Source organism: Breoghania sp., assembly GCF_030066895.1.
Taxonomy (GTDB): Bacteria; Pseudomonadota; Alphaproteobacteria; order Rhizobiales; family Stappiaceae; genus Breoghania.
The window spans coordinates 1-19,862 of record NZ_JASJAV010000007.1 but is presented as its reverse complement, the minus strand read 5'-3'; the positions used below and the strand labels follow the sequence as shown (position 1 = coordinate 19,862).

At 62.8% G+C, this 19,862-nt stretch carries 20 protein-coding genes and 5 pseudogenes; 17 read left to right on the top strand and 8 right to left on the bottom strand.

Annotated features, from left to right (window positions below; all coding sequences use genetic code 11):
- Window positions 1–32: 32 nt before the first annotated feature.
- The 4 genes from QNJ43_RS09215 (at window position 33) to queF (ending at window position 2,328) form a co-directional block, all read left to right on the top strand.
- The gene (locus QNJ43_RS09215) at window positions 33–587 is read left to right on the top strand and encodes a PAS domain-containing protein (RefSeq protein ID WP_300469319.1); all 555 of its coding nucleotides are present in this window, start codon (window positions 33–35) and stop codon (window positions 585–587) included.
- 29 nt (window positions 588–616) lie between these two features.
- A complete protein-coding gene (locus tag QNJ43_RS09210) occupies window positions 617–1,024 on the top strand; it encodes a HAMP domain-containing protein (protein ID WP_300469317.1) in 408 nt (135 codons plus the stop codon).
- Window positions 963–1,778, top strand: coding sequence for a methyl-accepting chemotaxis protein (locus QNJ43_RS09205; protein ID WP_300469315.1), 816 nt, complete (start codon window positions 963–965; stop codon window positions 1,776–1,778). The genes QNJ43_RS09210 and QNJ43_RS09205 overlap by 62 nt, the downstream gene beginning before the upstream one ends.
- An 82-nt stretch (window positions 1,779–1,860) precedes the next feature.
- Entirely contained in the window at window positions 1,861–2,328 is a 468-nt protein-coding gene (gene queF / locus QNJ43_RS09200; RefSeq protein WP_300469601.1) for a preQ(1) synthase, read from the top strand.
- Between the two features lie 16 nt (window positions 2,329–2,344).
- Here the strand turns inward: queF and QNJ43_RS09195 are convergent.
- Window positions 2,345–3,229, bottom strand: a pseudogene (locus QNJ43_RS09195) (DMT family transporter); the annotation flags it as partial.
- Window positions 3,230–3,411: 182 nt separating this feature from the next.
- On the opposite strand from QNJ43_RS09195, the gene dapD reads away from it, so the two are divergent.
- Entirely contained in the window at window positions 3,412–4,266 is an 855-nt protein-coding gene (gene dapD, locus QNJ43_RS09190) for a 2,3,4,5-tetrahydropyridine-2,6-dicarboxylate N-succinyltransferase (RefSeq protein WP_300469313.1), read from the top strand.
- A 101-nt stretch (window positions 4,267–4,367) separates the two neighbouring features.
- Here dapD and QNJ43_RS09185 read toward each other — a convergent pair whose 3' ends face one another.
- Window positions 4,368–4,979, bottom strand: a complete 612-nt coding sequence (locus tag QNJ43_RS09185) for a cysteine hydrolase family protein (RefSeq protein WP_300469311.1) — start codon at window positions 4,977–4,979, stop codon at window positions 4,368–4,370.
- A gap of 183 nt (window positions 4,980–5,162) precedes the next feature.
- On the opposite strand from QNJ43_RS09185, the gene QNJ43_RS09180 reads away from it, so the two are divergent.
- From QNJ43_RS09180 to QNJ43_RS09165, 4 genes are all read left to right on the top strand, one after another.
- Window positions 5,163–5,837: a LysR substrate-binding domain-containing protein gene (locus QNJ43_RS09180; RefSeq protein ID WP_346432914.1), complete on the top strand. Its 675-nt coding sequence runs from the start codon at window positions 5,163–5,165 to the stop codon at window positions 5,835–5,837.
- Between the two features lie 113 nt (window positions 5,838–5,950).
- On the top strand, window positions 5,951–6,373 hold the full coding sequence (locus QNJ43_RS09175) for a DUF805 domain-containing protein (protein ID WP_300469307.1): 423 nt from the start codon (window positions 5,951–5,953) through the stop codon (window positions 6,371–6,373).
- Between the two features lie 37 nt (window positions 6,374–6,410).
- Window positions 6,411–7,610, top strand: a complete 1,200-nt coding sequence (gene dapE, locus QNJ43_RS09170) for a succinyl-diaminopimelate desuccinylase (RefSeq protein ID WP_300469304.1) — start codon at window positions 6,411–6,413, stop codon at window positions 7,608–7,610.
- A gap of 3 nt (window positions 7,611–7,613) precedes the next feature.
- Window positions 7,614–8,207, top strand: a complete 594-nt coding sequence (locus QNJ43_RS09165) for a hypothetical protein (RefSeq protein ID WP_300469302.1) — start codon at window positions 7,614–7,616, stop codon at window positions 8,205–8,207.
- Window positions 8,208–8,215: 8 nt separating this feature from the next.
- On the opposite strand, the gene truA is transcribed toward QNJ43_RS09165, so the two are convergent.
- From truA to fmt, 4 genes are all read right to left on the bottom strand, one after another.
- The gene (gene truA / locus QNJ43_RS09160; protein ID WP_300469300.1) at window positions 8,216–8,953 is read right to left on the bottom strand and encodes a tRNA pseudouridine(38-40) synthase TruA; all 738 of its coding nucleotides are present in this window, start codon (window positions 8,951–8,953) and stop codon (window positions 8,216–8,218) included.
- Window positions 8,922–9,419 (bottom strand): hypothetical protein, encoded by a 498-nt coding sequence (locus QNJ43_RS09155; RefSeq protein WP_300469298.1) that lies wholly within the window; start codon window positions 9,417–9,419, stop codon window positions 8,922–8,924. Before QNJ43_RS09155 ends, truA begins: the two co-directional genes overlap by 32 nt.
- Window positions 9,420–9,500: 81 nt before the next feature.
- Complete coding sequence (locus tag QNJ43_RS09150; RefSeq protein WP_300469296.1) at window positions 9,501–10,040, bottom strand: N-acetyltransferase; 540 nt, start codon at window positions 10,038–10,040, stop codon at window positions 9,501–9,503.
- A gap of 52 nt (window positions 10,041–10,092) precedes the next feature.
- On the bottom strand, window positions 10,093–11,022 hold the full coding sequence (gene fmt / locus QNJ43_RS09145; RefSeq protein ID WP_300469294.1) for a methionyl-tRNA formyltransferase: 930 nt from the start codon (window positions 11,020–11,022) through the stop codon (window positions 10,093–10,095).
- A 430-nt stretch (window positions 11,023–11,452) separates the two neighbouring features.
- On the opposite strand from fmt, the pseudogene QNJ43_RS09140 reads away from it, so the two are divergent.
- The 8 genes and pseudogenes from QNJ43_RS09140 to QNJ43_RS09105 all read left to right on the top strand — a co-directional run bounded on the left by QNJ43_RS09140 (window position 11,453) and on the right by QNJ43_RS09105 (window position 18,626).
- Window positions 11,453–12,571 (top strand): annotated as a pseudogene (locus QNJ43_RS09140) (sirohydrochlorin chelatase).
- A pseudogene (locus tag QNJ43_RS09135) lies at window positions 12,568–13,229 on the top strand (precorrin-8X methylmutase). Before QNJ43_RS09140 ends, QNJ43_RS09135 begins: the two co-directional pseudogenes overlap by 4 nt.
- Window positions 13,229–13,378: a hypothetical protein gene (locus QNJ43_RS09130; RefSeq protein ID WP_300469293.1), complete on the top strand. Its 150-nt coding sequence runs from the start codon at window positions 13,229–13,231 to the stop codon at window positions 13,376–13,378. Before QNJ43_RS09135 ends, QNJ43_RS09130 begins: the two are co-directional and overlap by 1 nt.
- Window positions 13,375–14,586 (top strand): annotated as a pseudogene (gene cbiE / locus QNJ43_RS09125) (precorrin-6y C5,15-methyltransferase (decarboxylating) subunit CbiE). The gene QNJ43_RS09130 and the pseudogene cbiE overlap by 4 nt, the downstream one beginning before the upstream one ends.
- A 164-nt stretch (window positions 14,587–14,750) precedes the next feature.
- Complete coding sequence (locus tag QNJ43_RS09120; protein WP_300469292.1) at window positions 14,751–15,308, top strand: SAM-dependent methyltransferase; 558 nt, start codon at window positions 14,751–14,753, stop codon at window positions 15,306–15,308.
- Entirely contained in the window at window positions 15,278–17,134 is a 1,857-nt protein-coding gene (cobJ, locus tag QNJ43_RS09115; RefSeq protein ID WP_300469290.1) for a precorrin-3B C(17)-methyltransferase, read from the top strand. Before QNJ43_RS09120 ends, cobJ begins: the two co-directional genes overlap by 31 nt.
- Before the next feature lie 5 nt (window positions 17,135–17,139).
- Window positions 17,140–17,914 (top strand): annotated as a pseudogene (gene cobM / locus QNJ43_RS09110) (precorrin-4 C(11)-methyltransferase).
- Window positions 17,915–18,002: 88 nt separating this feature from the next.
- Window positions 18,003–18,626 (top strand): class I SAM-dependent methyltransferase, encoded by a 624-nt coding sequence (locus tag QNJ43_RS09105; protein WP_300469288.1) that lies wholly within the window; start codon window positions 18,003–18,005, stop codon window positions 18,624–18,626.
- A gap of 48 nt (window positions 18,627–18,674) precedes the next feature.
- Here the strand turns inward: QNJ43_RS09105 and QNJ43_RS09100 are convergent, their stop codons facing one another.
- Complete coding sequence (locus QNJ43_RS09100) at window positions 18,675–19,058, bottom strand: DUF4070 domain-containing protein (RefSeq protein ID WP_300469599.1); 384 nt, start codon at window positions 19,056–19,058, stop codon at window positions 18,675–18,677.
- 3 nt (window positions 19,059–19,061) lie between these two features.
- Window positions 19,062–19,862, bottom strand: an 801-nt coding sequence (locus tag QNJ43_RS09095) for a radical SAM protein (protein ID WP_300469286.1), incomplete at its 5' end; no start/stop codon positions are given.

Below are 19,862 nucleotides of genomic sequence, written 5' to 3'. Positions count from 1 at the left end.
GTCTCTTTAGAAAAAGGATGTGGGGAGGGAATATGACGAAATCGCTGTCTCTGATGGGAGTAGAACGGTTTTTCGATGAGAACGACGTGATCGTCAGCAAGACGGATCTCAAGGGACGCATAACTTACGCAAATCGGACGTTTTTGAATGTGGCGGGGTATCGTGAATCCGAACTTCTGGGGCAGCCGCACGGCATCATCCGCCACCTCCAGATGCCGCGCGCGATCTTAAAGTTTCTCTGGGACACGATCGAGGCGGGTCAGGAGATCTTCGGCTATGTGGTCAACCGGGCGAAGAACGGGGATCACTACTGGGTCTTTGCCCATGTCACGCCCAGCTACGACCTTTTCGGCAAGATGATCGGCTACCGCTCCAACCGCCGCGTCCCGGACCGCCATGTCCTCGAAGATCCGATCATTCCTCTCTACCGTGCGCTTTGCGAAGAAGAAGCCCGGCATGTCAACGGCAAGGAACAGCTCGCTGCGGGCTACAAGATGCTGGTCGACACGATCGCCGGAACCGGTCTCGATTACGACGAATTCATCGCCTCTCTCACCGCCCCCGGCAAACATGGCAAGGCTGCTTGAGGTCTGATCAAGGACAGGACGAGATTACGATGTTTTTCAGGACGAAACGCGTATCGTTGCGCAAGGCGGCCGAGGTTTGCAGGGCGGTGGCCAACGGCGATTTCGAGGCGCGTATTCTCAACATCGACGAGATCGGTGATCTCGGCGAATTGATTCATGCGATCAACCTGTTGATCGACCGGACCGATGCTTACTTACGGGAATCCAAGGCCTGTCTCGACTATGTCGGTCAGAACAAGCACTTCCGGCTGATTTCTGAAAAAGGCATGGTCGGCGCGTTCGGCGCGGCGACGCGCAGCATCAATGCCGCGACCGACAAGATCCGCGATCGTCACGAGACTTTCCGCGATCTGGCAACGCGGCTACAAGGAGCGATTGCACGAGACGGTGGACCGGCTCGATGGGGCGACAGGGGAACTGAAGTCGGCTTCGGGTGAAATGGCACGCGCCAGCGAAGCGGCGAGCGGCCGTTCGCTCGATGTCTCCTCGGGCGCGGAGGAAGCTGCCGCCAACATGCGCAATGTCGCCGATACGACCGAGGAACTCACCGGCTCCATCGGCGAGATCAACCGTCAAGTCATGAATGCGGCGGAGATCGCGCGCGGCACGGTGGAGAAGTCGCACGCCATGAACCGCGAGATCGACGGACTGTCGGAGATGTCGCAACGCATCGGGGTCGTCGTCCAGCTCATCAACGATATCGCCGCCCAGACCAACCTGCTCGCGCTCAACGCGACGATAGAGGCTGCGCGTGCCGGAGAGATGGGGCGCGGCTTTGCGATCGTCGCCCACGAAGTGAAGGCTCTTGCGGGTCAGACCGTGACGGCGACCAAGGAAATCAGTGACGAGATTCTCTCCCTGCAGGAGGTGACGGGCAATGCCGTCGTTGCCAACGCGGGAATCAGCGAGGCGATCGAGAAGGTGAGCGACATATCTAGCGCCATTACCTCCGCCGTGGAACAGCAGAATTCTGCCACCGGCGAGATCGCGCGCAATGTGGAGGAAGCCGAACGTGGCGCGGGCAACATTACCGCCGGTATCAGCGCCGTGCGCACCGCCAATGAGGGAACCGCGGAAATCAGCGCCCAGGTGCTGCATGCCTCGGGCTCTCTCTCCGACCAGGTCGAATATCTCCAGAAGATCAGGTCAGACCTGAACGCCTTCCTGGCAACGGCGATGAAGGTCGGCTGAACGCGCGCAGCACAATCCCGCTTCGCCTTGCTTTTGATGCGGGGATCCGGCATGTGTGCTTATTGCTTTTCGATGACACTTGATCCGGAATTCCTTCATCTCCTCTGACCCCTCCGATCCCGGCCCCACGACCCAGGCCCCGAGCGATCCCGAAAACGCCGTTCTCGACCGCGTGCCCAATCCACACGTCGATACCGATTACGTCACGCGCTTCGTCTATCCGGAATTCACCTCGCTCTGCCCGGTGACGGGTCAGCCGGATTTCGCCCATACCGTCATCGACTACGTGCCGGATCAGTGGCTTGTGGAAGCGAAGTCGCTGAAGCTGTTCCTGACCTCGTTCCGCAACCGCGGTGCGTTCCACGAGAACTGCACGGTCGCCATCGCCCGGCGGCTCGTCGATCGGCTGGCCCCGCGCTGGCTTCGGATCGGCGGGTACTGGTATCCGCGCGGCGGTATTCCGATCGACGTGTTCTGGCAAAGTGGCGAGCCGCTGAAAGGCGTCTGGATCCCCGATCAGGGCGTGCCGTCCTATCGCGGCCGGGGCTGATCCGCTCTAGCGCGGTCAGCAGCAGGACGATCGAGCCGACGATCAGCACGCAGCCGATCACTTCCTTGCGGTTGATCGCTTCGCGAAACACGAAGACCGAGGCCGCGAAGGTCGCGAAGGTGAAGACCAGTTCGATCTGCGCTAGCATCCGCACATAGGCTACCTTCTGCAGCGTCATGGCGGCGAACCAACCGGCGGATGCGGTGACGCCGACGAGTCCGACCCAGACGGCGATACGCCAATGGGCAAGGCTCGCGCTTTCTCATCCATATTCCCATCACGGCGGTCTGAAAGACCGTGACGAAGCCCAGCGTGAACGCCGCCTTCATGAGATAGTCGGGGCCGCCGAGCGACAGGGAGGCCGCACGATAGCAGACGGCCGAAGCGCCGAAGAGCGCGGCCGACGTCAGTCCGATCAGCGCCGGGCGCGCAATGAGCGAGGCAACGAGCGTGCGCCAGGAAAGCGTCTGACGTGCGGTAGATATGACGATCACTCCGGCAACGCCTAGCACAATGGCGAGCGTGGTGGACAGCGTGATCGTCTCGCCTAGGATCACCAGGCCGAATATCGCAGCCTGTACGGGCTCGATCTTGGAATAGGCCGTGCCCACCGCGAAGTTGCGATAGGAGAAGAGGTGGACGAGCAGGAAGGTCGCGAAGATCTGCGCCAGTCCACCCGCCATGCTTGCAAGCGCGAAGGGAATGTTGGCCGTCGGCAGGGCATGCCCCAGAACCAGATGCAGGAAGGCCACGTAGGCGGTGGCGAAAGGAAAGCCGTATCCGAACCGCACGAAGGTCGCGCCCGTCGTCCCGAGCCGTCCCTTGAGGTGTTTTTGCAGGGCCGAGCGCAGGTCCTGAAAAAAAAGGCGGCAGCGATCGTGATGGGGATCCACAATTCCATAGGAGGGGTCTGGCCTTGGGAAAAGAGCCCTTCGTTTAGGACGGCCGTTGTGGTACGTCCAGTGCGCGCTATGCCGATTTACCCGGCCTTGTGGGCCTACTGGCGTATTGACTTCACGGTCCGCGACGGCTTTTCTCCCGCGCTGATCCCTCCATCAGGCCGTTTCGGAGAATTTTCGACTCATGAGTGCCAATTCCGACTTTGCTGCGCTGCAGGCGACCATCGACGCCGCCTTTGACGACCGTGCCAATATCGGCACTTCGACCCAGGGTGAGGTCCGTGATGCGGTGGAAGCCGCGCTCGACCTGCTCGACAAGGGCAAGGCGCGTGTGGCCGAGAAAGTCGACGGTGACTGGGTCGTCAACCAGTGGCTGAAGAAGGCCGTGCTGCTGTCCTTCCGCCTGAACCCGATGACCGCCATCAAAGGCGGACCGGGCGACGCAACCTGGTGGGACAAGGTCCCCTCTAAGTTCGAGGGCTGGGGCACGCCCGAGTTCGAGGAGGCCGGTTTCCGGGCCGTTCCCAACTGCATCGTGCGCCGCTCCGCCTATATCGCGCCGGGTGTGGTGGTGATGCCGTCCTTCGTCAATCTCGGTGCCTATGTCGACATCGGCACCATGGTCGATACCTGGGTGACGGTCGGCTCCTGCGCCCAGATCGGCAAGGACGTTCACCTGTCCGGCGGCGTCGGTATTGGCGGCGTTCTTGAGCCGCTGCAGGCCGGTCCGGTAATCATCGAGGACAATTGCTTCATCGGAGCGCGCTCCGAAATCGTCGAAGGCGTGACCGTCGGCGAAGGTGCGGTGATCTCCATGGGCGTCTTCATCGGCGCCTCCACCAAGATCGTCGATCGCACCACCGGCGAGATCCATATCGGCAAGGTGCCATCCTACTCGGTGGTCGTTCCCGGCGCCATGCCGGGCAAGCCGCTGTCTGACGGCACACCTGGCCCGAGCCTCTATTGCGCCGTCATCGTCAAACGCGTCGACGCCAAGACCCGCTCCAAGACGTCGATCAACGATCTCCTGCGGGACTGAGGTCTCTCCAAGGCCGCTGCCATTCAGGATGGCACGGTCGACGCAAGGGGCAACCCCTTTTCATCAAACCGTTTCCACGCGTCAGCGCGTGGAAACGACGATCAGATCGCGGCCGCATCGGGCAGGATATGCGCGAAGCGGTCGGAGAGGGCGGCCAGAGAGGCCGCGTGAAGGTCGTTCGCCGATATCACGCCGCCCTCGTGGCTCGGCAGTGCTCTCGTCGCGCACGCATTCGCCACGATCGCCGATTCCAACCCCAGATCCAATGTGGCGCGGACGGTCGATGAGACGCACATATGTGTCATGAACCCGGCCACGATCAGGCGTCGTGTGTCGAGCGCGGAAATCCGCTCGGCCAGGTCCGTGCCGGCAAAGGCATTGGGCAACCTCTTGTCGATCACGGTTTCTCCCGCCAACGGTTCTGCTTCGGAGCAGAACGTCCCGCTGCGCGTCTCCGGATCGAACAGTTCGCCGCGACTGCCGATATGGTGAATGTGAATGACCGGGAGCCTGCGCTCTTTTGCGCGTGAGCGCAGACGGGAGATTTCCTGCAGCGCCAGGGTCACGTCACCGAGCGCCAGCTCCCCGGAGCGGTATTCTTCTTGCGCATCGATGATGAGAACCGCCGCGCCCTCCGGTTCCGTCCGCGTCCATTCCGAGACCCCTGCAAGATCGCGAAGGGTTCTCGGTGTCTCTTGAAAACTGGAGGACATATTGAAAAACTCGTATTGCGCTGTTTCCTCACCTTAAGCGGCCGGACCATCCGCGAAAACGCCTCGCTTGTGCCGATTAAACCTGCGAATATGCAGGGGTGTTGACCTGGAACGATCATCATCTGGTTCTGGTCGTTGCCCGTGTGGGCACGATTGCGGCCGCCGCACGCCGCTTGCAGGTCAATGAGACGACCGTGGCACGCCGTCTGGCGGCTGCCGAATGTCTCGCCGGATCGACGCTGTTTCGCCGCGAGGACCGAAGGCTCGTTGCCAATGCCGCCGGGCTTGCCATCGTGGCGGCGGCCGAGGCGATGGAACGCGCGTTGGCCGATTGCCGGGTCGCATGCCGACACGCTTCGCGGAACGGTGCGCGTGAGTTCGATCCTGTGCGTGATCGAACATCTGATCGCGCCGCGCCTGGCCCAGTTTGCCGAGCGCCATCCCAATCTGGTTTTGGAACTGATCGGCACGAACGAAGTCTCCTCACTTGCCCGTCGCGAGGTCGATATCGCCATTCGATTGCATCATCCCGAACGCGGAAAACTGATGGCCCGTCGTCTCGGACGCATCCGGTTCGTGTTGGCCGGGCGAATGGATCGGCGTCTGGCGGGCTATATTGCCTATGAGCGCGACCTCGACGAGTTGCCGGAGATCGCGACGATCATGTCCCATTTCGGCGGTAAACCGACGATCGTGCGGATCGCCACGCTTTCCGGCGCCCGGGCGGCCATGGAGACCGGGGTCGGCGCGGTCATGCTGCCGGAGTGGATGGTGGATTCGGAACGCGGGATCGGTGTGATCGATCCATCCGTCACTGCCGGACGGGGCGGAAACGTTGGTCCGGCACAAACTCAATGAAACAAGCCTCTTGAGTCCGGCCCTCAACGACAATAGGTAACTTTTGCCAGCGACGGTGAGGATGGGCGTTTCGCGTCCGCTCCCGTCGCATTCATTCTCAGGATCAATGCCCCATGACGGATCCTCCTCCGACGCCTGCCGGCCTGAAGGAGATGCTCTGGCTGTTTTTCAGCCCGAGCGGGCGCATCTCGCGCCAGGTCTACTGGCTTTCTTTCGCGGTGGTGCTTTCCGTCATGTTCGTGCTCGGGCGCGCCTGGGAAGCGAGCTTGGTCATCGAGACCAATCCTGACAGCACTCTTCAAGAGCTGCGCATGACGGGCGCCAGCATCAACGTGCTGCTGTCGATTCTGCCGTTCGAATGGTCGGCTGTGGTTCTGATTGCCAAGCGCTGTCGCGACCACGGTTGGTCCGGCATCGCGGCGCTGGTCTGGATGGTTCCGTTCGCCAACCTGCTGTTTGCATTGTATATGGGGCTGGTCCCGGGCGATCCCGGATCGAACCGCTTCGGCCCCGGCCCCGACAGGCCGTCATATTGAGCCGTCTGCCCGTCTTTCCAATCCGTCAGGATCTCTCATGTCTGCTCCTTCAACCGACGCCGTTTCCAACGACCGGAACCTGTCGGCGCCGGTCCAAATCACCCGTGATCTCGTCCGTTGCCCCAGTGTGACGCCGCAAGAGGGCGGAGCGCTTGCCTATCTGGCGGGGATCCTGGAAGCGGCCGGGTTCGAGGTGCATCGCGTGACCTTCTCCGCACCGGGAACGCCGGACGTGGAGAACCTCTTCGCCAAGATCGGGTCGGGCGCTCCGCACGTCGCCTTTGCCGGGCACACGGACGTCGTGCCGCCGGGGGATGAGGGAAGCTGGGACCATGCGCCTTTCTCCGGCGAGATCGCTGACGGTGTCCTCTATGGCCGCGGTACAGTCGATATGAAGGGCGGCGTGGCAGCCTTTGCCGCGGCTGCACTTGACTATCTTGCAGACGAAACGAATGAACTTCCCGGCACGATCTCGTTCCTGATCACCGGTGACGAGGAAGGCCCCGCCGTCAATGGCACTGTCCGGCTGATGGAATGGTGCAAGGAGCGCGGCGAACGGTTCGATGCCTGCATCGTCGGCGAGCCGACCAATCCGAACCATCTGGGCGAGGCGATCAAGGTCGGTCGTCGTGGGTCTCTTACCGGCACGATCACCGTCACTGGCAAGCAGGGCCATGTTGCCTATCCCCATCTGGCCGAAAACCCGATCCCGGGCATGATGCGTTTGTACGGCGCGCTCAATGAGCTCGTTCTGGATGAGGGCAACGATCGCTTCCAGCCCTCCAATCTGGAATTCGTCACCATCGATACCGGCAATCTGGCGACCAACGTTATCCCGGAAAAGGTACAGGCGCGGTTCAACGTGCGCTTCAACGATACCTGGTCGCGCGAGACCCTGTCCCGTCGTCTTGAAGAGGTGCTGCGCGAGGTGGCGGGCAATACGGTCCGCTACACACTGGAATTTCGCGAGGACGGTAGCGACAGCTGCCTGACCAACGACAAGACCCTGATCGAAACGCTGAGCGCGGCGGTGGAAGCGGAAATCGGGCGCAAGCCGGAGCTTTCCACCGGCGGTGGTACCTCGGATGCCCGCTTCATCAAGAATTACTGCCCGGTGGTCGAGTTCGGCCTCGTCGGGCAGACCATGCACCAGGTGAACGAGCACGTGTCGGTGGAGGATCTCGAGAAGCTGGCCTCCATCTATCGACGCTTCCTGTCCGATTATTTCAAGGCGTGATGCATGCTGTTCAGTGGCGCTGAAATCCGCAGTTTGCTCGCCGGAGCCTGGGAGATCTTCAAGGGAAATCCGCAGGGACTTCGGGGATTCGACCTGTCGGTTTCAGGATTCTGGCGCTCGTTTCTGATCGTCGTGCCGCTTCTGATCGCCTATCTGATCGTCTCCGGCATTCAACTGCAGATCGCCATCGATCAGATCCCGGGGGCGGAGCATCTGGCCTCGCAGACCTTCTACGGGATCCAGATCGTGCGCCTGCTGCTCGACTGGTTCCTCTTCCCGCTGTTGCTGGCCCTGCTGGCCCGCCCGTTGGGGATCTCCGCGCACTATGTGGGCTTCGTGGTGGTGCACAACTGGTGCGAATTGATCGTGTCGCTGCCGCTGCTGATCGCGGCTCTGATTTACGGGGCCGGGATCGTCGGGATCGACGGCTTCACCTTCCTGTCGCTGGCGGCAACCGGCATCGGCTTCTATTTCCGGTTTCGGGTCGCGCGCGTTGCGCTGGAGGCGAGCATCTCGTTTGCGATCGGCATCGTTGTGCTCGATACCGTGCTCTCCACGGTGATTTCGCTCGCCTACAGCCAGCTCGTCAGCCTGTGAGCTGAGGCTCAGTAATCGACGCGCGCCAGGTAGAGACCGTCGGGCGGACAGACCGGGCCGCACCGGGTTCGGTCGGCCGCATCCAGCGCGCTTTTGAGATCCCCCGCCGTCCATTTGCCTTCGCCCACCAGCTTCAGCGTTCCGACCATGGAGCGGACCTGATTGTGCAGGAAGGAGCGTGCGGAGTAGGTGAGGTTGATGACGTCGCCTGAGCGCTCCACGCAGAACGCATCGAGCGTCTTGATCGGGCTCTTGGCCTGGCACTGGCTCGCCCGGAAGGTGGTGAAGTCGTGTTTGCCGAGGAAGGCTTGCGCGGCCTCGTGCATGGCGTCCGTATCGAGCCGGTGACGCACGTGCCAGGCGTGATGCCGTTCCAGCGCCAGCGGCGTGCGACGGTCGATGATGCGATAGAGATAGTGGCGTTTGACGGCCGAGAAGCGGGCATCGAACTCTTCCGTCACGCGCTCGGCTGTGAGGATAGCGACTGCATGCTCTCTCAGATGCACGTTCGTCGCCTCGCGCACCGTGTCGGCGTCCCATTCGCGCGCCAGATCCACATGCGCCACCTGACCGGTGGCATGCACGCCTGCATCCGTTCGCCCCGCCCCCCGAATGCGGATCGTGTCGCCGGTAAAAGCGGCGATCGCTTCTTCGATTGCCTGCTGCACCGACATGCCGTTTTCCTGGCGCTGCCAGCCGACGAGGCCGGTGCCGTCATATTCGATTGTGAGCTTGTAGCGGGGCACGATTTGTCGTGTTTCTCAAGTATCGTCTTTGACATGGGAGAGGGCCGTGAACGGCCAGCGCAGCACCATCGGCACGGCGAGGCGCTGCACGAGTTCGGAGGGAGCCGCGCACGAGACCGAACGTGAGGAGGGCCAGCGCCAGCGAGGCCAGCATGGCGAGAAAGAATTCCAGCGTCGGGCGCAACAGGAAGATCGGGAAGCTTTCCGGCACATAGGCTTCTTTGCCCAGAAGACCGATCTTCAGGATGAGGCCGGACAGGACGGAGCCGATCAGCACCGTCAGGCTGAGCGACAATGCGGCCCAAAGCGCAGACGACATTGCCCACCCTTGATCCCACGTGCGTTTCATCAAGGGCAGGTTGCAGATCAGGAATATCGCCGCGATGTCCGCCGCCAGTCCCGCAAAGAACACCAGGACAAACGGCAGCAACAAAACCCAGCCTTTGCGGAAGTCGACATGCGCCACGTGCGAAGGCTAGAGCACCCCGTCACTTGCCACAATACGGACACTATTCGTTCAGGAGCTTCCGTAGCGATTGTGCACCGTTTATTTGGCCTTTTTCAGAACCTCATTGACGGCAACCGTCGCCGGAAGCCGGTTCGAGGCGCCTTCGGTCAGTTCCAGTGCCAACAGATCCGGGCCGCTCCACCGCGTGTCGAGCTTTTCTCCAAGGTCGGCGGAAAAGCCGAACCGGACGAAATAGGCCGGCTGTCCGACGGCCAGGACGCGATCGACGTTGTCGCGTTTCAGGCGTTTCAGGGCTTCCTGCACCAGTGCCGTGCCGATGCGTTGCATGTCCGGCCGGATCGCCAGCGGTGCCAGAACCACGATCTTGAAGGTTGCATCGCCCTCGGTGACCCGGGCCTTGGAAAAGACGACTTGGCCCAGAATATTGGTTCCGTCGCTTGCCACCAGCTCCAGAAGGTGATCGTCGCTGATGCGGAGGGCCCCGACAATGTGGGCCTCGTTGTTGCGCTCGAATGCCTCGCCGACCAGTCGGCTGACAAGAACTGCGTCATTGGGCCCGATAACTCGAAATTTGAGATCCGGACCCTGGGAACCGTGGGGTGTTTGCGGTTCGCTCATGTGCTTGCATCGCTTCGTTTGACGTTTTGAAACCCGTTACCCGATATGGGGATTAGGGCAGAAGCGTGCCTGCGGCAAGCCGCGAGCCACGCAAAAATTCTTCCTCTTCCATCGCGCGCTTGCCTGCGCGCTGAACCTGGGTGAGACGAACGGCGCCCTCGCCGCAGGCGACGGTCAGACCGTCAAGCACTTCGCCGGGTTTGCCGGAATCTTCGGCCAGCGTGCTGCGCAGCACCTTGACGCGTTCCTGCGTCTCGCCGCGCGGCATCTCGCACCACGCGCCGGGGAAGGGCGACAGTCCGCGAATGTGATTGTGCACCTCCTGCGCCGAACGCGACCAGTCGATGCGCGTCTCCGCCTTGGAGATCTTTTCGGCATAGGTGACGCCGTCTTCCGACTGAGGCTCGGAGACGAGCGCCCCGCGCGACAGGGCAGCCAGGGCGCGCGCCATCAGGTTCGCGCCGAGCCGCGACAACGCATCGTGCAATTCGCCGGCGGTCATGTCCGGCCCGATTGCCAGTTTTTCCGCCATGCAGACCGGGCCTGTGTCGAGCCCTTCCTCCATGCGCATCACTTCCACAGCCGTCTCCGTATCGCCCGCCATGATCGCACGGTTGATCGGTGCGGCTCCGCGCCAGCGCGGCAAGAGGGAGGCATGAAGGTTCAGGCACCCGTGAGCGGAGGCTTCCAGAATTCCCTTGGGCAGGATCAGCCCGTAGGCGACGATGACGGCGACGTCGGCCTCGTGCGACAGGAAGCTCTCGCGCTCGATCGGGCTTTTCAGCGTGCGCGGCGTATAGACGGGGATGTTGAACGCCTCCGCCTTGACCTCCACCGGAGAGGGCCGCTCTCCCATGCCGCGTCCGACGGGTCGGGGAGGCTGTGTGTAGCAGGCGACGACCTCGTGGCTTTGCCCGATGATTTCCATGAGCGTGGGTACGGCGAAGTCCGGCGTACCCATGAAGACGACTCTGAGCGACATGAATTTTCCCTGTCGATAAGACGGTGTGCGGCGAAGCGTTCACCCTGTATGTGACGTCCCTCCCCGCCGTTGCAACCGTCATCCTTGATGAAATTGCCACAGGGCGCTGTGAACCTCGGGTTATTGTCGGTTGATTGCGGCGACCGCCTCCTTTAGCGGCGCGCCGCAACAGGATGGCGTCTTGGAAGAGATTGAAAGCGAGTCCGGTGCGATCGACCCAAACAGGGGATCAAACCCGGAGCTGTCCGGCGCAAATGATCGTTTCCGCTGCCCGCCCGGGCAATGCGGAGCGTGCCCGAGCGCTCTCGCGGACGTTGGACCAACAGAAGCGGGAGGTCATGATGGCGTCAAGGATTCCATTGCCCATTCGCAATTCCACGCCGGTCGCATCGTGTGACAGTGAGGCCGTTTGCCATATGGGAGTGATGTGATGAGCGAGAAACTGGGTCTCATGATCTGCGGCCACGGCAGCTGCGACGAGAATGCGGTTGCCAAATTCGCGGTATTGTCCGAACGCCTGCGCGAACGCTTCCCCGATCTGCCGGTCGATTACGGCTATCTGGAATTCGCCACCCCGACCATCCGCACCGGGCTCGACAATCTGCGCGCCGCCGGCTGCACTCGGGTTCTGGCCGTGCCGGGCATGCTGTTTGCCGCCGGTCACGCCAAGAACGACATCCCTTCCGTTCTCAACACCTATCAGGCGCAGCATCCGGAAATGCGCATCGACTACGGCCGCGAGCTGGCCGTGGATACGCGCATGGTGCGTGCGGCCGGGGAAAGGATCCGTCAGGTGGTCGAGGCTGCGAAGGAGGCGGGGGGCGACTAAGTGCCCGCGCATGAAACGCTGTTGATGGTGGTCGGGCGCGGCGCCTCCGATCCCGATGCCAATTCCAACGTCGCCAAGGTCATGCGTCTCTTGTGGGAGGGCATGGGCTTCGGCTGGGGCGAGACCTGCTATTCCGGCGTGACTTTCCCGCTCGTTGAGCCGGGGTTGGAACATGCGGCCAAGCTCGGCTATCGGCGCATCATCGTCTTCCCGTACTTCCTCTTCACCGGCATTCTGGTGCAGCGGATCTATGATTACACCGACAAGGTCGTGGCCTGGCATCCGGACATCGAATTCATCAAGACGCTCTATCTCAACGACCACCCCCTCGTCATCGACACGATGGAGGCGCGGGTGCACGAGATCCTCGACGGCGCCAATGTGATGAATTGTCAGCTGTGCAAGTACCGCGAACAGGTGTTGGGTTTCGAGGCCGAGATCGGCCTGCCGCAGGAAAGCCACCATCACCACGTGGAAGGCATCAGCGGCGGGCATCACCACCACGATCATGGAGATGGTTGTCATGATAATGAACATCAAGGGACCGGCCCGGCGTCCGGCCACGCGCATGAACATGATCACGATCATCCCCATGATCACCCCCACGGACACGACCACGATTACGGGCACGATCATGACCACGGCCATCACCATCACCCGTATCCGCATGCCGACCATCCGCTTGGACCGCGCAGCATGAAACGGGGAGAAGGGGCGTGAGCCTCCAGTACGAACGCGATCCGGAAACGATCTATCGGAATTCCTTCGCCACGATCAGGGCCGAAGTCTCGCTCAATGATCTGGCGCCGGATCTGCATCCTCTCGCCATTCGGCTGATCCATGCCTGCGGCATGGTCGATCTGATCGACGATTTCGAGGCGACCGACGACGTCGTGGCCTGTGCGCGAGCAGCGCTCGAGATAGGGGCGCCGATCCTGTGCGGATGCGAATATGGTCGCATCGGGCATCATCCGTCGCCGCCTGCACGGCAACGAGGTTCTGTGCATGCTCGACGATGAACGCGTCGCCGGGCTCGCGGTTCGCGAGGGAACGACCCGCACCGCCGCGGCAGTGGAACTGTGGCGTCACAGCATCGAGGGGGCGGTCGTCGTCATCGGCAATGCCCCGACCGCACTTTTCCATCTGCTCGGGATGCCTGGACGAAGGCTGACCGAAACTCGCCGCGATCTTGGCCTTCCCCGTCGGTTTCGTGGGCGCTGCGGAATTGAAGGCGGAACTTGCCGCCAATCCGCGCGGCGTCCCCTTTGCCACCGTTCACGGACGGCGCGGCGGTTCGGTGATGGCGGCGGCAGCCGTCAATGCGGTCGCAGCCGGCTTGATCGAGGCCGGGTTGGTTGAGGAACGCCGCGATGGCTGATGGGGAACGAAAGACCGGGCCGTGTTCAGGGAGCGGAGCCATGCGCGCGCGGGTTCCTGTCGCATGGCGGTGCGCCTGCCGGAGATGGGGCGCCGCGCGAACTCGACAAGACCAAGCCGCACCGTCCCTACCGCCTGGGCGAGTCATGACCTTTCCTTGGCTGTTCGTGATCGGCATGGGCGAGGACGGCCTGGACGGGCTCACTCCCGCCGCGCGTCGTCTGCTGGGCGATGCGGAGATCGTCTACGGCGGCAAGCGGCATCTGGAGCTTGCCGGGTGCATGCCGACCAGCGCGCCTGGCCCTCTCCGTTCAAGGACGGGCTTGAGGACATCATCGCCTTGCGCGGTCGTCCCGTGGCCGTGCTCGCCAGCGGCGGTCCCATGTGGTTCGGCATCGGCGCAACGCTTGCCCGCAGGATTGCGCTCGAGGAGATGATCGTCATCCCGTCCACCTCCGCCTTCCAGCTTGCCGCTTCGCGCATGGGCTGGTCGTTGGCCGAAGTCGAGACGGTGAGTCTGCACGGACGCCCCGTCGAACGCCTGAAACTGGCGCTGGCGCCGGGCGCCCGCATCTTGGCGCTGACGGTTGCCGACAGCCCGCGCGCCGTCGCAGACATGCTGGTAGAAAGCCGGATACGGCGATAGCCGCATGGTCGCACTGGAACATCTCGGCGGGCCGAATGAGCGTCGCGTGGAAGGAACGCCGAGCGATTGGAACGCCGACATTGCTACGCTTCATACGCTCGCCATCGAGTGTGTCGCTGGTCCCGATGCACGCCTTTTACCGCGTGTCGCCGGACTGCCGGATGATGCCTTCCATCACGACGGCAAGATGACCAAGCGCGAGGTACGGGCCCTGACGTTGGCCAAACTTGACCCCGTTCCCGGTGCCCTCCTGTGGGATGTCGGGGCAGGTTGTGGATCTGTCGCGATCGAATGGATGCGGGCAGTTCCTCGCGCCCGTGCGATCGCGCTTGAGCCCAGGGCCGACCGCCGCGTGCTCATGGCGGAAAATGCCAGCGCCCTCGGCGTGCCGGATCTCGATATCCATGAAGGAACGGCGCCGGAGGGCCTCGACGGTCTCGCTGCGCCCGATGCTGTCTTCATCGGCGGCGGACTGTCCGTTGAAACGGCCGAGGCGGCTTTTGCCGCATTGAAGCCCGGAGGTCGGCTCGTCGCCAATGCGGTGACGCTTGAAAGTGAGGCGGTTCTGCTCGCGCTTCACGCCGAGCGCGGCGGCGATCTCGTGCGCCTTTCCGTTTCCCGTTCTCCCGCCGTGGGGCATCTGACCGGCTGGCGTCCGGCCATGCCCGTCATCCAGTGGAGCCTGACAAAACCGTGGGAGAGCACATCATGAGTGCCACACTGTATGGCGTTGGCGTCGGTCCCGGCGATCCGGACCTGATCACGTTGAAGGGCCCACCGGTTCATCTCGAATACGACCGTCATCGCCTATCCCGCCCCTGATACGGGCGAGAGTTTCGCCCGCTCTATCGTGGCCGGGTTCATCGCCGAGAGCGCGTGCGAAATTCCCATCGTCGTGCCCATGCGCAGCGAACGGTCCCCGCGCGCGAGGTCTATGATCGCGCGGCGGCCGACATTGCCGCACATCTGGAGGTCGGGCGCGACGTGGTGGTCCTGTGCGAGGGTGACCCGTTCTTCTACGGCTCCTTCATGTATCTCTTCGAGCGACTGTATCCTGAGTACACGTGCGAGATCGTGCCCGGCGTCTCCTCGCTGACCGCCTGCGCCGCCCTCCTCGGGCGGCCACTGGCTGCGCGCAACGATCATTTCGCGGTCATCCCAGCCTCGCTTGATGAGGCCACTTTTCGCGAGAAGCTGGCGGCTTGCGATGCGGCTGCGATCATCAAGGTCGGGCGGCATCTCCCGAAGGTGCGGCGGATCGTGGAGGAACTGGGGGTGACGGACCGGGTGGGCTACATCGCCAGGGTGACGCTCGAACATCAGGTTGCACAGCATCTTCTTGACGTTGCGGACGATGAAGCGCTCTATTTCTCGATAGTCCTAATTTACAAGGGAGACGAGCCGTGGAACCTCGCGCCGCAATCATCGTCCTGAGCCCTTCCGCCACGAATGCAGCGAGGCGCATCGCCGGAGCGATCGGCGGGCGCATCCACGGTCTCGCCGGCCGCGTCATGGCGGCCGATCTCACCTTCGAGGACACGAGCGAGCATATCCGCACCCTCTTTGCCCAGCGCACGCCGATCATCGGCGTCTGCGCAGCCGGTATCCTCGTGCGCGCACTCGGGTCCATGCTTGGGGACAAGCGCGAGGAATCGCCCGTTCTGGCGGTTTCCGTCGACGGTGCTTTCGTAGTGCCGCTTCTGGGCGGCCATCGCGGGGCCAACGATTTGGCCCACGAGATTGCAACGCGCCTCGGTTCCGCCGCCGCGGTGACGACGGCCGGGGACCGGCTTCTCGGCGTTTCTCTGGATGAGCCGCCGAAAGGCTGGCGGCTAGAGAGCTCGGACGACGCCAAATCCGCCATGGCGGCGCTGCTCGCCGGAGCGACGGCCGTGTGCGAGGGAAGCCCGCACTGGCTCGATCATCGCGACGTGTGGCGCCGGGAATCCGTGACATCGACCAAGGGCATGAAGGAAATTCGGCTGATTACCACGGAAGAGCCGACGCTAACGAATTCCGAAACGCTGGTCTACCATCCACAGAAACTGGTCGTCGGCGTCGGTTCCGCCCGCGATTGTCCGCCGGAGGAGTTGCGCACCCTCATCCTCGGCGCTCTTGAGGAGGCGGATCTGGCACCCGGTTGCATCGCCGCTCTGGCGGCGCTCGACCTGAAAGCTGATGAAGCCGCGATGATCGCGCTGGCCGAAGATCTCGACGTACCGCTGCGCCTCTTCGATGCAAAGCGTCTGGAAATGGAGACACCGCGACTGGCCAATCCGTCGGACGTGGTTTTCTCGGAAGTCGGCTGTCACGGCGTGGCCGAGGCCGCGGCTCTGGCCGGTGTGGGAGAGACTGGCGCGCTCGTCGTCGAAAAACGCAAGAGCGCCAATGCGACCGTGGCGATCGCGCGCTCTGAAGATCTGGTGGATCCGGAAAAGGTCGGCCGTCCGCGTGGTCGGTTGTCGATCATCGGCATCGGGCCGGGCGATCCGAGCTGGCGCACGCCCGAAGCCGGGCGGCTCATCGCGGAGGCTGACGCGGTGGTCGGCTACACCCTCTATCTCGACATCATCGCCTCTTCCATCGGCGGCAAGGACCGGCACGACTATCCGCTCGGTGCGGAAGAAGACCGGGTGCGCGCCGCATTGGAACTGGCGGGAGCGGGGCGCAATGTGGCGCTGATCTCTTCCGGGGACGCAGACATCTACGCCATGGGCGCACTGGTCTACGAACTCGTCGACCGTCCGGGCGATCAGGGCGGGGTGAGCGATGCCGCCCGCCGGGTGGAAATCGTCATGACGCCGGGCATCTCAGCGCTGCAGGTCGCCGCCGCCCGCGTCGGCGCTCCTCTGGGCCACGATTTCTGCACCATTTCGCTCTCCGACCTGCTCACGCCCTGGCTGACCATCGGGGCGCATCTGGCGGCGGCTGCGGTCGGGGATTTCGTCGTCGCCTTCTACAATCCCGTCTCCCAGCGCCGTCGCACACAGCTTGAAAGGGCCCGCGAGATCCTGCTGAAACGCCGCAAACCGGAAACGCCCGTGGTGTTGACCACCAATCTCGGCCGCCCGGGCGAAAGCGTGCGGGTGACGACCCTCGGCGCCCTCAGCGTCGACGAGGTCAACATGCTGACGGTGGTCCTCGTCGGCTCCACGGCGACGCGAGCCGTCCCGCGCGGCGCGATGACGTCCTATGTCTACACGCCGCGCGGCTACGCGACCAAGCACGCTGCCGAGGCGCAAACGGCAGATAAAGCCTGACCAACATGACCGTTCATTTCATCGGCGGCGGGCCCGGCGATCCCGATCTCATCACCGTGCGCGGCCTGAAGCTGATCCGGACGTGCCCGGTCTGTCTCTATGCAGGCTCGCTGGTTTCCGAATCGATCGTTGCCGAGGCGCCCGAGGGTGCCCGTGTCCTCGACACCGCCTCGATGACCCTCGATGAAATCCTGGCTGAGATGGAAGCCGCGCATGCCGCCGGTCACGATGTGGCGCGCGTTCATTCCGGCGGATCCCTCGATCTATGGCGCGATCGCCGAACAGATGTGCCGCCTCGATGGCCTCAGGATCCCTTACGAGATCACCCCCGGCGTTCCGGCCTTTGCGGCGGCAGCCGCCGCGCTCAAGACGGAACTGACGATCCCCGAGGTCGCCCAGACGATCATCGTGACGCGCACGGCGATGAAGTCCTCGTCCATGTCGGAAGGCGAGGATCTGGCAACGCTCGGTAAGTCGGGCGCCACGCTTGCGATCCATCTCTCGGTCCGCAACCTGCGCGAGGTCGAGCGCCATCTCATTCCCTTGTATGGCGCCGATTGCTCTGCCGTCGTCGCCTATCGCGTCGGCTGGCCCGACGAAGCGTTCCTGCATGGGACGCTTGCCGACATCCGCAAAAAGGTGCGCGCGGCCAAGATCACCCGCACCGCCTTGATCTTCGTTGGTAGGGCGCTGGCGCGCGGCGCGGATTTCCGCGACAGCGCGCTCTATGACGCCGATCATGTTCACGTGTTGCGGCTGAAGAGAAAGAAAACCGCGTGAATCCATGACCTTGGGTCATATTTGCGATTTGCGGCCCAGGCCGTTACTCCAATGGGGCACCTTCAACAATATAAGGAGTTTCTGCCCCATGGCTGCCAAGAACCCGTTGCTGCGTCGTGTCTATGCCTTCGAGGGTGACAAGGATGATATTAGCAACGTCTACAGCGACTGGGCGAAGAGTTACGAAGAAGATACGTTATCCGGCATGGGCTATGTTGCGCCTGCCCTTGCCGCCGAGGCGCTGACGAGGAACGTCGGCGACGATGCCCGCGTGCTCGATGCGGGATGTGGGACCGACCTTGTTGGTCTGGAAATTTCGCGGCGCTGCAAGGCGACCGTCGACGGGCGCGATCTGAGCCAGGCCATGCTCGACGAAGCGAAGGCAAAGGAGGTCTATGACGACCTGCAGACCGCCGATCTGACCAAGCCGCTCGATATCGAAGACGACAGCTATGAGGGCGTGATCTGCGTCGGTGTCTTCACCTCCGGCCATGTCGGGCCGAAGGCTCTGGATGAATTGAGCCGTGTCGCCAAGCCGGGCGCCCCGGTCATCGTGACGATGCACGAAAACGGCTGGACGTCCGACGGATATTTCGAGCACCTGAAGGGCATGGAACGGCGCGGGCTGGTCACGATCCGCGGCATTTCCGAAAGCGCCTATCACGAGAAGGAAGGCATGACCTGCCGTCTCTGCGTGCTGGAAGCCGCCTGATCGAAAAGGTCGAGCGAGCCGTCCCCGGTCACGGCGGCGGTTCGCTCCCTATTGCGCGGCTTCCAGAACCGGTCTCTGCCATTCGCCGCTCTCCACCGCCGCGATCTGAGCGTCGATCTCGCCGACGACATAGCGTGAGAACGGCCCCAGATGGACGAAAAGCGCATACATGATCAACGCCGCATTGAGCGCATGCGGATTGTGTCGGATGCAATAGGACAGAAGCGAGAGATAGGGGCGCCGGTGTTCGGGCTGCCGCACGATCATCGCCCAGCTTATCTGGAAGAACTCAATGATATCCCTCTTGAACCGTGCTCGGGAAAGATCGCCGTTCGGGCCCGACATGTCGAGCCGGTCCACCACCCGGCGCACGCGTGCCAGATAATTCTCCGGTGTGTAGATGTGATCAACGATGCAGCGATAGTCGGTCAGGATCTACCCGCGCGGGCGCAGTGTGTCGAAATTGAGCCCCGAGGTGCACTGATCGCCGAGATCCCCGTCGGACTTCGCATGTCCCGGATAAAGCCGTCCTTCGCGTTCCAGTCGCCGGGTTAGCTGCGTATCGGACAGGGCGAAAAGCAGCCCCGCCATGGAGACGGGAATGGCCGCCTCCTCGATCAGGCCGCAGATCGGATCGGCGACGCTCGTCTTTTCCTCGTCAAACCCGACGATGAAACCCGCCAGCACGAAAATGCCCGCCTCGTAGATCTTGTGGACGCTGGCGGCGATGTCGCGCCGCGTATTCTGTTTCTTGCGGGTTGCAACGAGAATGTCCGGATCGGGGCTCTCGATGTCGATGAAGACGGCGAAGAACCCGGCATCGCGCATCATCGTCAACAGAGTCGGATCGTCGGCCAGGTTGAGCGAGGCTTCGGTGGTGAAGAGGAACGGATATTGTCGTTCCTTCTGCCAGGTGATCATATCCGGCAGGAACGCCTTCACGGCCTTCTTGTTGCCGATCAGATTATCGTCGACGAAGTCCACATGCCCACGATAGCCGAGATCGTAGAGCGCCTGCAGCTCCGCCATCATCTGCTCGTTCGTCTTGGTGCGCGGGACGCGGCCGTAGATCTCGATGATGTTGCAGAACTCGTAGGTGAAGGGGCAGTCGCGCGAGAATTGCACGCAGATCTGGGTGTAATCCCTGAACTTGAGCAGATCGAACCGCGGCACTGGGGTCGTTGTGACATCCGCCTTGAACCGTTCCGCATCGAACCGGCCGTGGGGGGGGCCCCC